Raw genomic sequence first — 15808 nt, 5'->3', positions numbered from 1 at the left:
AATATTCTTTATGGCTCTCTACCTTTCTCCGTTAGAGTTAACTGCACGGCTTCACTTGGGCAAGGAGGTGCATCAGTGGCTAGGCTACTTTGCAGAAGACGACTATATCGTGTTGAGATGGCTATACATTGCAAAGAATAAGCAGCAATACACTGTTTGTTACGTTGAATCTTTTGATGAGGGAGATGAGGAGTGGACTGATGTTACGGAGTTTTCCCATCTGGACCCAGATGAGGCGATTGAACACTCCTTTGCATCGGTAGAGGAGGCAGTTGAATTCGCCATTCAAACCTATGCAGGCTCTAGAGAGGGGTTCATCCCTGGCGGACTGCTACACGCCGAGTATCTAGCTTATTGGCGTAGTAAAAACGGTCCGAAATAAACCTGTTTAGGAAGTCATTTCTTTAAAAAAGACCGTCATGCTGAGCTTGCCGAAGCATCTCTACCGAGCCAGTAGGTTAGTAACCCTAGCGGCGCGAGCGAGATGCTTCGGCAAGCTCAGCATGACGGTCTTTTTTAATTGATACGCTCTTAGCCTACTCCTGCGGCACCCAGCCGCTTTCGCCGCCGAAGATATTGGCTAGGGTGTAGCGCTTAGCTTCCTTCGCCGTGAGCTGGTGGCTCCACTGGGCGCGGGTGGCGGGGCTAGCGCCGGGGCCAGTGCTTTGGTACTCGGCGTAGTAGGCGGTTTTTTCGTTGGCGGCGTCGCGCCAGTTGTCCCAGCCGGCGGGCAGGATGTGGGCGCCCAGCTCGCAGCGCAGGTACACGGTGCGCGAGTGCGGGCGCCAGGGCCGGGCCAGAAATACTTTGTGGGCGGCCGTATCGGCGGTGAGCTTGCAGTCGCGGAACACGAAGCCGTAGGCCTGGCGCTCGGTGGTGGCGGCGGCGGCGATGTAGGAATTACGTTTGCTGCGGATTTCGCAGCGGTCGAACACGGCTACGGCGGTGCCGAAGATGAAATCGGTGGTGCCCTCGATGTAGCAGTCCTGGTAGTACTGGCGGCTATTTTCCACGGCCGGAAAGAGCGTGTCCTGGTTGCCCAGCATCCGGCAGTGGCGGAAGGTGGCGCGGTCGCCATCCACGTGCAGGGCCACGGCTTGGCCCACGGGGCCAGCGGCATTTTCGAAGGTGATATTCTCGGCCGTAAAGTCGTTGGCCTGCACCAGCACCGTTTGGGACGAATACGTGTTGTGGCCGGCCGCGTCGCCGGTGTGGTCGCTGCCCGTGATGATGGTGCCCAGCGCGCTTTCGCCCACCAGCCGCACGTGCGTTTTGTGGGCCGGCACCACCAGCTTTTCGCGGTAGATGCCGTTTTTAATCTGAATCGTGACCGTGACTTGCGACAAGTCGCGCGAGGCATTCACCGCCTCCTGAATAGTGCGGTAATCGCCGCTGCCATCCTGGGCCACGCGCATCAGCAGCACCTGGGGCGGTGGGGCCGGGCGCGCGGGCGGCATGCTGAGGCTAGCGGCGGGTGGGGGGGTAGGGATTTGGGCCAGGGCGGGGGGTAGGGCCAGCAGGCCGCTGCTGAACAGAAGTAGTAATTTACTGACAATCATAATCTTAAAATAGGCATGTTGTCATGCTAAGCTGGTCGAAGTATCTCTACTACGTTGTTAGAATACTAATCCTAACGGCGTGGTAGAGATGCTTCGACCAGCTCAGCATAACGGCCTTTTACTGCTGTTTTGACCCGGTTTGTAGCCTCATACTTACTTCGGCGGCTGCCAGCCGCGCAGCACGGCGGCTTGGGTATAAGTCCTGGCCTCGACTTTGGTGAGCTGGTGCGACCAGGGCGCGCGGGCGCTAGGGTTGGCGCCGGGGCCGCTGCTCTGGTACTCGGCGTAGTAGGCAGTTTGCTTGTTGCTTTCCTTGCCCCATTCATCCCAGCCCTCGGGCCGCACGAGGGCGCCTAGCTGGCACTCCAGAAACACCGTTTTGGCGTAGGGGCGCCAGGGGCGGCCCAGGTAAAAGGTGCTGGCCGGGGCCGCGCCGTCGAGGCGGCAGCGGTGAAATACGTAGCCGTAGCGCGTGGTGTCGGGCGTGGAGGCGGCGGTGAAAAAACCGCCGGTTTTGCCCACCACGTGGCAGTTTTCAAACCAGGCCGTGCTGCTGCCGAAGATAAAATCGACGGTGCCCTCGATGTAGCAGTCGTCGTAGAGCTGCCGGCTGCCGAAACCGAAGGTATAGAGCGTATCCTGAAACCCCAGGAAGCGGCAGTGCCGAAAGCTGCTGCGGTCGCCAGCTACCCAGGCGGCCACGGCTTGCCCCACCGGCCCGGCCGAGTTTTCGAAGGTGATATTCTCGGCCGCAAAATCGTTGGCATACAGGTGCACGCTGGCCGAGCCGGTGGTGCCGAAGTTCTTGCTGGTGGCGGGGTCGATGCGCTGGTTATAATCGTCGAAGGTGAGGATGGTGCGAGTGGCATCCTCGCCCACCAGCCGCACGTGGGTTTTCTCCTTGGCCAGGGTCAGCTTTTCCTTGTAAGTGCCGGGCTTGATGACGATGGTAAACCAGTCGGCATTGCCGGCGGGCACGGCATCGAAGGCGGCCTGCACGGTGCGGAAGTCGCCGCTGCCATCGGCCGCCACCACCACGCGGCGGGCCTGGCCCCAGGCAGTGGAAGCGGCCAGCAGCAGGCCAAGGAAAAGCGGGAGTCTCATGGGTAAGAAAAGGGTTAGCTTGGAGTAGGCGTGTGCGCGCGCACGGTTTGGCGCGAGCTGCCCAGGCCCTCGATACCCAGCTCCACCACGTCGCCGGGCGCGAGGTAGCGCGGCGGCTTGAGGCCGCTGCCTACGCCGGCCGGTGTGCCGGTCGAGACGATGTCGCCGGGCAGCAGGGTCATAAACTGGCTGATGTAGCTGATAAGGTAGGGCACCCGGAAAATGAGGTTGGCGGTGTTGCCGTCCTGCACTTTTTCGCCGTTTATCGAGAGCCAGATTTTGAGGCGGCTAGGGTTGAGCAGCTCGTCGGGGGTGGCTAGCCAGGGGCCGAGCGGCGCGAAGGTGTCGCAGCCCTTGCCTTTATCCCAGGTGCCGCCGCGCTCCAGCTGGTAGGCGCGCTCGCTCACGTCGTTGAGCAGCACGTAGCCGGCAATGTACTGAGCGGCCTCGGCCTCGGCCACGTAGCTGGCCCGCTTGCGGATAACCACGGCTAGCTCCGCTTCCCAGTCGGTTTTTACCGAGCCGCGGGGGAGGATAATGTCATCATTCGGCCCGCTCAGCGAGGAAGGTGCTTTCAGGAAAAGAACCGGCTCGGTGGGCAGCGGCAGGTTCATTTCCTGGGCGTGGTCGGTGTAGTTGAGGCCGGCACACACGATTTTGGAGGGCCGCGCCACCGGCGGCCCTAGCCGCTCGGTAGGCGGAATGGGCAGTAGCAATTCGCGCTGCACATCCACGAAAGCCGCCAGGCGGGCTAGCCCATCGGAGGCAAAGAATTTCTCGTCGAAGTCTTCGCCAAATGGGGTGAGGTCGTAGCGATAGCCGTCGAGGACGAGGCCGGGTTTTTCGTGGCCGGGCTGGCCGTGGCGGATGAGGAGCATGGCAAGGAATACCTGGGTGAGCCGCAAAGATGCGCCCTTACTTCAGCAGCCAGCGCCCGAGGTCCTTGCCCGCCTGGAAGTTTTCGAAGGTGGCCGGAATCTTGCGCCCGTCGGTGTACTCATTATACAGCCACGGGTCGCCGAGGGCAAAGACGCGGCCCTTGCCCAGCGTCGCCGTGGCCATTAGCACCTTGCCATTATTTGTCACCAGCGGCTGGGCCGGCGCCGTTAGGGCTAGCACCGACAGTTCCTTAATATAGGCCGTTTTGGCTTGCTTGAATACCGCTGTGCCGCTCGCCAGGTCCACCCGGCCCTGCTCAAACTGGCTGCCCTGCACCATGTTCACGCTCTGGTCAGTGAACTGGATACCGAAATTCTTGGCCAGGGTGTTGAAATGCTTGATTTCACAATTAGCCGTGTCGTTAGCCAGCAAAACCAGCGTGCCGCCGGCCCGCACCCAGTCGGCCACGGCCTGGCCATCGGCGGCCGAAACGTAGTTGGGCTGCGGCGTTTCCTTCTTCGTGTCGGGGTCTACGATGATGTACACGTGCAGCCCCTTGAGGCTAGCGGCGGTGGGTGCCGTGGGCACCGGCACGGTGCGGGCGCCCAGCTCGCGCAGCTGGTTGCCCCACAGCCAAAAGCCGCCGTGCGTGCGTTCCTCCCAGGTGTAGTGCCACTGCTCGGGCTGGCCGGTGAAGGCGTTTTTGCGCAGCTCGTGGTTGAAATAGTAGTCGAGGCCCACGGTTTTGCCCTGGCCCAACGCGTCTTCCTGGGCTATTTCCATCTCCGTGCTCGCCAGGATGAACGGCCCCACGCCCTTCAAGTCATTCTTACGCAGCGGCTCACTGAGGTAATACTGGTAAGAGCCGTCGCGGTAGGGGGTGCCGCCCAGGCCGCCCACGCTCACGGTGCCATTGAGGGCCAGCGCGCCGTTTTCGGTCGCCACGAAGGTTTTAAGAATACCCTCGTAGCCCTTGCGGGCCACGGCGGCGTATTTCTTGTCGAGGTAGCCTAGCCGCACGCCCTTGGCCAGCGCGTACACAAACATGCTGCTGCCCGAAGCCTCGGCATAGTTGCCTTTCTGGTTTTCCTGGCCCAGCACAAGGCTCCAGGTGCCGGTTTTGGGGTCTTGGTACTTAGTTAAAACCGGGGCTAGCCGCTGCAAATCCTGGATAAGTTCGGCGCGGTGACCATTGCCAGCGGGCAGATAATCAAGCACATCCACGAGGGCCATCGCGTACCAGCCCACGGCGCGGTCCCAGGCCTGGGGCGAGAGGCCGGTGGTTTTGTCGGCCCATTTTTGCTCGCGGCTTTCATCGTAGCCGTGGCGCAGCAAGCCGGTTTTGGGGTCCACGAGGTGCTTTTCGATGAGCGCAAACTGCTTGGCTACGTCATCGAGGCCGGCCTGGTCGCCGGTCAGCACGCTGTACTGGGCGTAGAAGGGCTCGGCCATGTAGAGGCCATCGAGCCACATCTGGTTGGGGTACACCTTCTTGTGCCAGAAGCCGCCTTCCTTGGTGCGCGGCTGGCTAGCCAGCTGCTGGCGCAGGGTGGCGGCGGCTAGCCGGTACTTCTCGTTGCCGGGCAGCGACACCTGGCTGAGCAGTAGCAGGGCTGGGCCAGTAGCTAGGTTATCAAGGGTATAATCCTCCGCCTGGTAGGTGCGGATGCTGCCATCCTTCTGCACAAACTGGTCGAGGTCTTTCTGAATGTAGGTGAAGTAGCGGCCGTCGCCGGTGCGCTCCCACACGCGCTCCAGGGCCTTCAGCATCAGGCCCTGCTCGTAGTCCCAGCGGGCCGTTTTGCGGTTGCCGATAACGATGGAGTCGGGGTGCTGGGCGATGAACGCATCGGCCATGCGCTGCGACATAGCGGCCGACGCATGCTGGGCCGGGGCCAGCAGCGGCAGGGCCAGCGCGACCGCGAAAAAATGACGGGTGGGAGAAGTCATAGAAAAAAGTCGGTCTGTCATTGCGAGCCTGCCTGGCAATCGCACCCGAGCGACTCTGGCACGAGTCGTCCGGCTTCGTTGCGATGCGACTGCTGCGACTTGGCTTGCCGCGCAACACGCCCGCAATGACAGACGGGTTGTAAGTGGATTACTTTGCGGCTACCTGCACCACCTTTTTACCCACCTTATCGCCTAGCTCCAGGCCTTTTTTGGTGAGCTTGGTATTGGTGTTGGTGAGGCGAATATCCTGGCTGCGGTCGCCGCTCACGCGCAGCAGCAGGTCGGCACCGCTGGCGTATTTAATGTCGTCGAGGCTGATATTCTTGCTGTTCTGCACTTCCAGCACCGGCTTGGTTTCGCGGGTGAGCAGGGTCACGTTCTTGAGGCGAATATTCTCGGCTTCCTGGCACAGCATGCCTTTATTCGCTTCAATCACAATGTTTTCGAGGCTGATATCCTTAATGGCCATTTCGGGCAGGCCGCGCACCAGAATACCCGTCTCGGCGCCCTTGCAAGTCACATTCCTGATGTAGAAATGCTGGAACTGCGGCGTGCCCTCGTTCAGTGGCTGGGCCGCGATGACGGGGGGCACCGTCGATTCGCCGGCCTGCGGCACGGGGTCTTTGGCGGCATAATACATATCGAACAGGATGGCCTGCCCGGCAATGTCGGTCATGGTAATGCCATCGACCCAGATGTTTTCGACCATGCCGCCGCGGCCGCGGGCCGTTTTGAAGCGCAACCCCACGTCGGTGCCCTGAAAGGTGCAGTTGCGCACCACCAGGTTGCGCACGCCGCCCGACATCTCCGAGCCAATCACGAAGCCGCCGTGGGCGCTGTACACTTTGCAGTTCTGGATGAGAAAATTCTCGGTGGGCACGCCGCGGCGGCGGCCTTCCTCATCGCGGCCGCTCTTGATGCACAGCCCGTCGTCGCCCACGCTAAACACGCAGTCGTCGAGCACGCCGTTGCGGCACGACTCCACGTCGATGGCATCGGTGTTCTGTCCGTACCAGGGGTTGCGGGCCGTGACGCGGCGCACCGTGATATCCTGGCACAAGAGCGGGTGAATCGTCCAGGCAGGCGAATTCTGGATGGTGAAACCTTCGAGCAAAATCTGCTTGCAGTCAGTCAGGCTCAGCATATTGGGCCGCAGAAAATCGCGGATATCGTCGAAGTCGGCCGGGTTCAGGCTCTTGCGCGGCGTGCCGGCGGCGGCCAGCATATTGCCCTTGAGGGAGCTGGCCGACGGATACCACGAGTCCTTTTTTTCATTGAGCACGCCACCCGAGGCCAGCAGCTTTTTCCACTCGCCCTCGTTGAGTTTGCTTTTCTTGACGGGCCGCCAGCTGTCGCCGGCCCCATCGAAGGTGCCGTTGCCGGTGATGGCAATATTGGTCAGCCCCACGCCCGAAATCGGGGCCTGACTCCGAATAGCTTCCTCGCCCTCCCAGGTAGTTTTGATGAGCGGATATTGCAGGTGGTCGGTGGTGAACTGCACCAGCGCGCCGGTGGCCAGGTGCAGGTTCACGTTGTTTTGCAGCACGATGGGCCCCGTGAGCCACAGGCCGGCCGGCACCAACACCGTGCCGCCGCCCGCCTGCGTGCAGGCCATAATGGCCTGCCGGAAGGCCTGGGTATTGAGTGTTTGGCCATCGGCCACGGCCCCGTATTTCTGAATATTGAAGGTATCGGCTTTGAGGCGCACCTGGCGCACGGCGGGCAGGGTGGGCGGCGCCGGCTGAGTAGGAGCGGGGCGGCCATTCTGAGCCTGGCCAGGGATAGCCTGCCAGGCGGCCAGGGCTAGCAGCACGCCGGGCAGCAACGAAGAAAAAGTCAGCATAAATGCGGGTGGGAAGGCGGGGCGGCGGGGCCGCTCCCGCTGGGCAGCAGTGAATAAAACGAAGCCGATTGCCGGCGCAAGCCAGGCTTCGGCAGTGGAATACTAGGCTAGCCAGCGGGCATCTGCAAGCGAAGGTGCCGATTTATTTCCGCTATCGTTGCCGGCAACGTTGCCGGGCGCCGGCATGGAAACACGCCGGCCGCGTGGGCCAGGCAGACGGGTAGTCAGAATCTCGCTAGAATTAGAAAATAGGTTTGCTGCCAGCAGCAAAAGCTGCCCGGCTTGCGTAGAGCGCAAGTCTATTACCTAATCGTTACGCCATGCGTTCTTTTTTCTCCTCGGCCCGCACCTTCGTGCTCGGCCTGCTGCTGAGCAGCACGACGCCCCTGCTGGCCCAGGTACCCCTCAACCCCGCCGCTACGCCCGCCCCCGCCGATACCACGCACAAGTACGAAAACCCCGCCGGGGTGCCGGCCGGCCCCAGGAAACCGTTTTTCCAGAGCAAGCTCTTCAAGGCGGTGGCCATTCCGGCGGTGCTTATCGGCTACGGGGCTTATACGTTTAACGGCCACGGGTTTTACACCAATCAGGATGCGCAGCGCGACATCCACCGCGTATTTCCATCGTCGCAAACGCGGGTGGCCGACATTCTCATTTTCGTGCCTTACCTGGAGCTCGGGGCCGTGGCACTGGCCGGCGTTGAGAGCCGCAACGACCGCATCAACACGCTGCTCATCATTGCCAAGAGCGAGGCCATTATGCTGGGGAGCACTTTTCTGGTAAAATCGCTGAGCCATGAGGAGCGGCCCGATGGCTCGGATAATCTCTCGTTTCCGTCGGGCCACACGGCGCAGGCTTTTCTGGCGGCTAGCATCGTGCACACCGAGTTCAGAGACAAAAGCCAGTGGTATGGTATCGGGGCCTACGCGCTGGCTACCAGCGTGGGGGTGCTGCGCATGGTAGTCGATAAGCACTGGCAGAGCGACGTGGTAGCCGGCGCGGGTTTCGGCATTTTATCGGCTCACCTGGGCTACCTCACCCACCGCAACCGCTGGGGTCGCAAGTCCATCGGCCGCGATATTGGCGTCATGCCTACCTACTACGGTAATGCGCCCGGCCTGTGCCTCACGTGGCGGCCCAGCAAGTAGCGCTGCGCTTCCGGCTAGCCCAGAAGCGCAGCGCTACCAATCGGCAGTTGCGGGTACGTGGGTGGAAGTACCGGCGGGCGAATAAGGAAAGAAAAGGCGCCGCGTGCTGATTTTCTACAGAATTCCTTTGTTTTTTCAGCGGCCGAATTAATCCGGCTTAGTTATGAAGATACTATTAGTGGAAGATGAGCCCGCGCTACGCTCGACCCTGGTCGATGCCCTGCGCCAAGGGGACTACGTGGTGGAAGTGGCCGACGGGTTTGCGCAGGCGCTGGATAAAATACGGATGTACCGCTACGACTGCGTGCTGCTCGACCTGACGCTGCCCGACGGCAATGGCCTCGACTTGCTGCGCATGCTCAAGGCCGATAATTCGCTGGCGGGCGTGCTGGTTATTTCGGCCCGCGATGGCCTCGACGACCGCATTGCGGGCCTCGACCTGGGTGCCGACGACTACCTGGTGAAGCCGTTCCATATCTCGGAGCTCAATGCCCGGCTGCGGGCCATTATTCGTCGCCGCCGGTTCCAGGGCCAAAGCCACTTGCTGTTTCGCGACCTGGTGGTGTGGCCCGAGCAGGCCGAGGTGCTGGTGCGCGGCGAGCCGCTAGCCCTCACGCGCAAGGAATACGACCTGCTGCTGTATCTGCTGGCCAACCCCGGCCGCGTGCTCACCAAGGAGGCCATTGCCGAGCACCTCTGCGGCGACTCGGTCGATGCCGCCGACTCGTTCGACTTCATTTACACGCACCTCAAAAACCTGCGCAAAAAGCTTCAGGAGAAAGGCGCCGAAAACTACATCCGCACGATGTACGGGGTAGGGTATAAGCTGAGCGCAGAATAAAGCGCGGGGCGTAATGCGCGTACCTGGCGGATTGCTAGGCAAAACAGCTAAAGCGGCGCTACGCTGAGTACCCGCGCTGCGGGCATTGCTTAAAGAATAAAAATGAAGCTCCTGTCGGCCACCAATCGCTACTACGTGCTACTGAGCGCGGGGCTATTTGCAGTGGGCAGCCTGGTGCTGTACGTGGGCACCGACCACGCCGTGCGCAATGAGGTGAGCGAGCAGCTGCAAAACCAGCGCCTCGAGCTAGCGGCCCAGGTGGCCCACGGCCGGCCCTTGCCCGAGCCGGTATTCAGGCACCAGTATAGCTTGAGTACCAAACCCCGGCCGCTGGGCTTTTCGGATACCACGCTGCTCGACCCCATCGAAGGCGCGATAGTGCCGCACCGCCAGCTTACGTTTCGGGTGGCGGGGGCGGAGCAGGCCCCCACCTGGGTAACGCTGCGCCGGTCGCTGGTCGAAACCGATGAGCTGCTGGCGGCTACCGTGGGCAGCATGCTGGTGGTGCTGGCGCTGCTGCTGGGCGGTATTGTGTGGCTGCACCACTACTTGTCGGGGCGGCTATGGGCGCCGTTTCAGCACACGCTGGCCACGCTGCGCACCTACGACTTGCAGCAGCACCAACCGCTAAACCTGCCCACGTCGAATATCGAGGAATTTGCCGAATTAAACCAGTCCCTCAACTACTTGTGCGCCCGGCTAGGGGCCGACTACGAGAGCCTACGCGAGTTCACCGCCAATGCCGCCCACGAAACCCAGACGCCGCTGGCCATTATGCAGGCGCAGCTCGAGCAGCTGCTGCAGCTGCCCGTTCTGGCCACCGATGCCGCGGCGGCCCCGCTGCTGGCCGACCTCTACGGCGCCACCCGGCGGCTGTCGCGGCTGCACCAGGCGCTGGGGCTGCTCAGCCGTATCGAAAATGGCCAGTTTACCCAGGCCGTGCCGCTCGACCTGGCCAGCCTGATTGCCGAAAAAGCCGAGCAGCTCGCCCCCCTGCTCGAAGCGCGCCACCTGGCCCTGCGCCTCACCCTGGCCGCCGCGCCGCCCCGTAAGTTGCACCCCGGGCTAGCCGACTCGCTGCTGCACAACCTGCTGCACAATGCCATCCGGCACAACGTGCCGGGCGGCGACGTGGCCGTGCGCCTCACCGATAGCGCCCTGGAAATGAGCAACCCCGGCCCGGTGGTGCACGGCGACCCGGCCCGGTTTTTTGAGCGCTTCCGCAAGCACAACGCCGCTTCCGAGTCGCCGGGGCTGGGTCTGAGTATCGTGCAGCATATTTGCGCCTACTATGGCTTCGGGCTGAGCTACGACTTTGCGCCAGCCGGGGCGCGGCACACGCTGCGCGTCAGCTTTGAGCCGGCAGCCGGGGCCTTGCCCCAACGCATACCCTAGCCGGCTGCGTATAAGGCGCAGCTAGGTGCTAGCGCTTTCTTTTTAATTCATTTTATGTCCGGCATTCAGGATATTCTGGCCAACAATCGGCAGTGGGTGGCTACCAAAAACGCCGAGGACCCGCAGTTTTTTCAGCGCCTGGCTAATGGCCAGCAGCCGCGCTACCTGTTCATCGGCTGCTCCGACTCGCGGGTGCCGGCCTCGGGCATCACGGGCACCGGGCCGGGGGAGATGTTTGTGCACCGCAACATTGCCAACCTGGTGGTGCACACCGACATGAACCTGCTCAGCGTGCTGCAATACGCCGTGGAAGTGCTCGGCGTGCAGGATATTCTGGTGGTGGGCCACTACGGCTGCGGCGGCGTGGCGGCGGCGGCCACCAACAAGCAGTACGGGCTGATTGACAACTGGCTGGTCAATATCCGCGACGTGGTGCACCTGCACGAAACCGAGCTGCTGCGTCTCCCGGACGAGCGGCAGCGCCTGCGCCGCCTCGTCGAGCTCAACGTGGTGGAGCAAGTGCGCAACCTGGCCAAAACCAACATCATCCAGAACGCGCTGCGCGGCCACCAGCCGCCCCGCCTCCACGGCCTCGTCTACGATATTGCCGATGGCGTGCTCAAAGACCTCAAAGTCGATGGCCTGGAAGTAGTCGAAGAGCTGGAGCACATTTACGGCACGGAGGCCGCGCCGGATAATGAAGCTGGCCGCGCGCCGAGTAGTGCTAAATAATACCGCATTTTATTTGCTATTGAACTAAGCCCCCCGGTGCAGTGCCTGGGTACGCAGGCTACCGGCACTGCCTCGGGGGCAGTCAGGCGGCAGCTTCGCGCGGCAGCGTCTGGGCCAGCACCCAGCGGCGGAGCGGCTCTTCGAGTAGCCGGTAGCCCAACTCAGCCAGGAGCAACGTAGCCACAAACTGCCAGCCTACGTGGTGCCCCCAGCCGAAGCGGTGCTGCCACCACAAGCTGAAAACCCCTACGTGCAGCAGGTAAAAAAAGTAGGAGCTGCGCCCCAGCGCTTGCAGCAGAGGGGTGGACAGCCCGCGTCGGAGCCAGCTGCGCTCGGCCAGCAGGCCCGCTAGCAGCAGCGTCACACCCAGCGGAAACAGTGTATTGGTAATAACCGTGGCAGAAGCTGGCACGCCCTGGTACCACTGAAAGTGGGGGTTGAGCCACACCAGCCAGCCCATTGCCAGTGCCATCAGGGCCAAGCCGGTAATCGTGCGCCAGGGCCAGTCCGGCGCAGGCGCGGGCGGGCGGGCCGCCCACCAGCGGGCGAGCATCAGGCCCATCATAAATTCCAGCACCCGTCCGAAATACAGGTAGTTGAACAGCGCCCGGTAGGAGCCGAACAGGCCGTGGAGCGCCGGCCGGCCGCTGCACAGGGCCGTGAGGGCTACTCCCAGGACCATCATCAGCGCAGCAAAGGCCAGGGGTGCCCAGCGCCAGCGGTCTTGCCAGAGCAGGACGAGGGGAGCTGAAAAATAAAAGCACTCCTCGGTGGTGAGCGACCAGCTTTGCGGCAATCCTACAAACATGAGCGTATTGGAGAAGCCTTTCAGCAAGCTCTGGCTCAGGAAAACCAGTAGCAGGGTATTCGCCGCCGTAGCCCGCGCCAATGGCCAATACACCTGCCACAGTGCCAGGCCATTAAGTAGAAAAAAAACGGGGTAGATGCGGGCTGCCCGCCGCCACAGGTAGCGTCGCAGCCAGCTGCGCGTGAGCTGCACATCGCCTTGGTAGCGCGCCGCAATCACGAAGCCGCTGAGCACAAAAAACATCCCTACGCCCAGGCCACCCCGCTCCGCTAGGCGCCAGTAAAAATCGGACGCCGCCGCCGAGCGAAAGTGGGCGGCAAAAACCAGGTAGGCCGCTACGGCCCGCAGCCCGGTGAGGGCCGGGTAATAAGGCCGTGCAGCTGAGTGCACGATAGACGGAGTAGGTGGCATCAGCGCGCAAGATACTACTACCGCGTTGGGTACATTTACCGGCACTTATCGCCACTCTTTGCCGCCTGCTCGGGATTCTACGATGAAAAAACTGTTAGCTGTGCTGCTGGCGCTGCTGCCGGCCCTGGCGGCGGCTCAGGCCGGCGTTGCATTGTCCGCAGCCCTGCCCGCCGACACCTCCTACTGGCGCACCAGCCTCAAAGCGGGTGTGAACCTGAACGAGGCCGTCATCTCCGACAACTGGAAAGGCGGTGGCGCTACCTCGTTGGGCCTGAGCACCTTGTTTAATGGCCAGGCGCACTACCTGCGCGGCAAGCGCAGCTGGGACAACGAAGCCGATTTTCTCTACGCCGGCCAGTACACCCGCGGCCAGGGCTACCGCAAAACCAACGACCGCCTCTGGCTCGATACCAAGTATGGCCACGCCCTCACGCCCAAGTGGGACGCCTTCGTGTCCTTAAACCTGCTCTCGCAGTTTGCGCCCGGCTACGACTACTCGGGCGACAGGCCCCGGCTGATTTCCAGCTTCCTGGCCCCGGCTTATCTGACGAATGCTTATGGCTTTGAGTATCATCCCAGTAAGCGGTTTTCGCTGCGGCTCTCGCCCTTTGCGCCGCGCCTCACTATCGTGCGCGACCTGGGCCGCTTTCAGACCCTGCCCACCGATGTGGTGTACGGCGTGAGCCCCGGCCACACCACGCGCTGGGAACTGTTAGCCGCCCAGGTGCTGGCTAGCCTCGACCAGCCGCTGGGCCCCAACGCCAACTTCAAGGCCCGCTACCTACTCTTTACCAACTACGGCCACTTTCGGGCGCAGGAAATCAACCACCGCCTCGACCTCACGCTCACGGCCAAGGTCTACGGGCTGCTGAGCGTTAATTTTCAAAGCACGGTGCTTTACCAGTACGACCAGGATGCGGGCCTGCAATTCAGCCAGGGGCTGGGGCTGGGATTGCTGTTAACGCGCCAAAAACCGGCCGTCGTGGCCAAGTAGCGGCGGGCGGCGGGCTAGGCCGGGCGTAGCTTTGCGGGGCCATTTACCCGTTTTATGCTCCGATTTTTACCCGCCGCTGTTCTGTTTTCCACGTCGCTGCTAGCCCTGCCGAACGCGGCCCAGGCCCAGCGCGCCACCGTGCCCGCCGATACTGCCCGCCAGCGCGCGCTGGGCGAAGTGACCGTATACGCCACCCGCCTCGGCCAGCTGGCGGGCCAGACCGGCCGCTACGTGACGGTGGTGCCCGGCAGCACGCTCAGCCACTACCCGGTTACGTCGCTCGACGACCTGCTGCGCCTGCTGCCCGCAATGGAGGTGCAGAGCCGGGGCAATTTTGGCACCCAGGCCGACATCACGCTGCGCGGCTCCACGTTTAATCAGGTGCTGATTTTGCTGGATGGCATGCGGCTGAATGACCCGCTGACGGGCCACTTTGCCGGCTACTTTCCCATCACGCCGGCCGAGATTGAGCAGATTGAGGTGGTGCGCGGCCCCGGCGCGGCCCTCTATGGCCCCGATGCGGTGGGCGGCTTCATCAACATCGTCACCAAAACCTTCGCCGCCACCCACCGGCCCGATGGCACGGAGCTGGCCGGCACTTTCCTGGCCGGCGAGTACGGGCTGAAAAGCACCAACGCCGGCTTCTACGGCCAGGATAAGGGTCTGCGGCTGGCGGGCGGTATTCTGAACAACACGGCCAGCGGCCAGCTGCTCGACCTGCCCGGCGGCGGGCGCAATAACTTCAAGCTGAATACGTATTCGCTGTCGGGCGCGTATCAACTCAGCGAAAAATTCAGCGCCGCCGCTAGGGCCAGCTTCGACCGCCGCGACTACAACGCCCAGAATTTTTATACCACCGCCACCGCCGACCGTGCCCGCGAAACCACCAGCCGCGACTGGTACCAGGGCCAGCTGCGCTACGAGTGGAACGAGCGCGCCCGCACCGAATTGCAAATTGTGGGCACGGCCAGCACCGATTACTACGTGTACACGCCGACCTCGGTGGCCAGCGACCACCTCATGCACTATCTCAACGTGCAGGGCCAGCACCAGCTGCAAGTGTCTGACCACGTGCGCCTCACGCTGGGCGGCCAGGCCGACCGCCGCGCCGTGCTCAGCAACGACCGCGGCGACCACGCCGTGTGGCACACCGGCGCCTTTGCCGTGGCCGGGCTAGCCCCCACGGCCGGCCTGAACGTGACCGCCGCCCTGCGCCTCGACCACGACCAGAACTATGGCACCGAGGTAGTGCCCCAGCTCAACGCCAGCCAGCTGGTGGGCGAAAAGCTGACCGTGCGCGGCGCGGTGGGCCGGGGCATCCGGGCACCCAACTTTACCGAGCAGTACAACTCGGCCATCCGGCCCGGCATCGTGCCCAGCGGCTTCAACGTGGGCAGCCCCGCGCTCAGCGCCGAGCGCACCTGGAACTACGAGGCCGGCCTGGACTACCAGCCGTGGCAGGCGCTCACGCTGCGCGGCACGTACTTCAACCGCTACGGCCGCAACCTGATTGACTACGTGGCCGCCACCGGCAGCCAGGTAATCGAAACGACGGGCTTTACCAATATCAACCCGAGCGGCAGCTACCGGCTGGCCGAAAACCTGTTTGCCGTGACCACCCAGGGCCTCGAAACCGAGTTGAGCAGCCGCGCCCAGCTAGCCCCCGGCCTGCGCCTCGATGGCAGCGTGGGCTATACCTGGGTGCACCTGGGCGTGGAGGGCGACGTGCAGTCGCAGTACCTCTCTAACGTGGCGCGCCAGCTCGTGACCGGCAACGTGAGTGTCACGCACCGGCGCTTTGCGCTGGCCTTCGGCGGGGTGTATAAGCAGCGCGCCGGGCAGCAAACCGTGGCCAGCGCCAGCACCAACTTTGCCGAGCTCACGCCGAGCTACGCCGTCTTCAACGCCCGCCTCGACCTGACGCTGGTGCCCGAGCGCGTGTGGCTGGTGGGCCAGGCCCAAAACCTGTTTAATGCTCATTACTCGGACCTGCTAGGGGCCCAGATGCCCACCCGCTGGCTCATGGCCGGCGTGCGCGTAGCGCTGCGTAAATAAGAGCACGCATCCTGAGTGCTTTTTAGAAAGTAGACAGCCCGTCATGCGGAGCTTGCCGAAGCATCTCTACCACGCCGGTGAGTGGCGCT

Annotated in this window: 13 protein-coding genes; 7 read left to right on the top strand and 6 right to left on the bottom strand. The window is 62.8% G+C overall.

Annotated features, from left to right (window positions below; translation table 11 throughout):
• The first annotated feature begins 10 nt into the window (after window positions 1-10).
• Window positions 11-382 (top strand): hypothetical protein, encoded by a 372-nt coding sequence (locus GKZ68_RS10655; protein WP_173114337.1) that lies wholly within the window; start codon window positions 11-13, stop codon window positions 380-382.
• 154 nt (window positions 383-536) lie between these two features.
• On the opposite strand, the gene GKZ68_RS10650 is transcribed toward GKZ68_RS10655, so the two are convergent.
• From GKZ68_RS10650 to GKZ68_RS10630, 5 genes are all read right to left on the bottom strand, one after another.
• Window positions 537-1559: a pectinesterase family protein gene (locus GKZ68_RS10650; protein ID WP_254243963.1), complete on the bottom strand. Its 1023-nt coding sequence runs from the start codon at window positions 1557-1559 to the stop codon at window positions 537-539.
• Between the two features lie 153 nt (window positions 1560-1712).
• A complete protein-coding gene (locus GKZ68_RS10645) occupies window positions 1713-2663 on the bottom strand; it encodes a pectinesterase family protein (protein ID WP_173114334.1) in 951 nt (316 codons plus the stop codon).
• A gap of 14 nt (window positions 2664-2677) precedes the next feature.
• Window positions 2678-3541: a fumarylacetoacetate hydrolase family protein gene (locus tag GKZ68_RS10640; RefSeq protein ID WP_173114330.1), complete on the bottom strand. Its 864-nt coding sequence runs from the start codon at window positions 3539-3541 to the stop codon at window positions 2678-2680.
• Window positions 3542-3578: 37 nt separating this feature from the next.
• On the bottom strand, window positions 3579-5492 hold the full coding sequence (locus GKZ68_RS10635; protein WP_173114327.1) for a glycoside hydrolase family 88 protein: 1914 nt from the start codon (window positions 5490-5492) through the stop codon (window positions 3579-3581).
• 148 nt (window positions 5493-5640) lie between these two features.
• Complete coding sequence (locus GKZ68_RS10630; RefSeq protein ID WP_173114324.1) at window positions 5641-7335, bottom strand: glycoside hydrolase family 28 protein; 1695 nt, start codon at window positions 7333-7335, stop codon at window positions 5641-5643.
• 320 nt (window positions 7336-7655) lie between these two features.
• On the opposite strand from GKZ68_RS10630, the gene GKZ68_RS10625 reads away from it, so the two are divergent.
• From GKZ68_RS10625 to can, 4 genes are all read left to right on the top strand, one after another.
• Window positions 7656-8483 carry a phosphatase PAP2 family protein gene (locus GKZ68_RS10625; RefSeq protein WP_173114321.1) on the top strand — a complete coding sequence of 276 codons (828 nt, stop codon included), beginning with the start codon at window positions 7656-7658 and terminating at the stop codon, window positions 8481-8483.
• 163 nt (window positions 8484-8646) lie between these two features.
• Window positions 8647-9324 (top strand): response regulator transcription factor, encoded by a 678-nt coding sequence (locus GKZ68_RS10620; RefSeq protein ID WP_173114318.1) that lies wholly within the window; start codon window positions 8647-8649, stop codon window positions 9322-9324.
• 102 nt (window positions 9325-9426) lie between these two features.
• Window positions 9427-10719 (top strand): HAMP domain-containing sensor histidine kinase, encoded by a 1293-nt coding sequence (locus GKZ68_RS10615; protein ID WP_173114315.1) that lies wholly within the window; start codon window positions 9427-9429, stop codon window positions 10717-10719.
• A gap of 54 nt (window positions 10720-10773) precedes the next feature.
• A complete protein-coding gene (can, locus tag GKZ68_RS10610; RefSeq protein ID WP_173114312.1) occupies window positions 10774-11451 on the top strand; it encodes a carbonate dehydratase in 678 nt (225 codons plus the stop codon).
• Window positions 11452-11533: 82 nt separating this feature from the next.
• Here can and GKZ68_RS10605 read toward each other — a convergent pair whose 3' ends face one another.
• Window positions 11534-12670, bottom strand: coding sequence for an acyltransferase (locus tag GKZ68_RS10605; protein ID WP_173114309.1), 1137 nt, complete (start codon window positions 12668-12670; stop codon window positions 11534-11536).
• Between the two features lie 82 nt (window positions 12671-12752).
• Between GKZ68_RS10605 and GKZ68_RS10600 the strand changes: the two genes are divergently transcribed.
• Entirely contained in the window at window positions 12753-13664 is a 912-nt protein-coding gene (locus GKZ68_RS10600) for a DUF3078 domain-containing protein (protein ID WP_173114306.1), read from the top strand.
• A gap of 54 nt (window positions 13665-13718) precedes the next feature.
• Window positions 13719-15719, top strand: coding sequence for a TonB-dependent siderophore receptor (locus tag GKZ68_RS10595; protein WP_173114303.1), 2001 nt, complete (start codon window positions 13719-13721; stop codon window positions 15717-15719).
• The last annotated feature ends 89 nt before the right edge of the window (window positions 15720-15808 follow it).

The organism is Hymenobacter sp. BRD128 (genome assembly GCF_013256625.1).
Taxonomy (GTDB): domain Bacteria; phylum Bacteroidota; class Bacteroidia; order Cytophagales; family Hymenobacteraceae; genus Hymenobacter.
The sequence above is the reverse complement of the archived record's forward strand: the minus strand, read 5'-3'. Positions and strand labels throughout refer to the sequence as shown.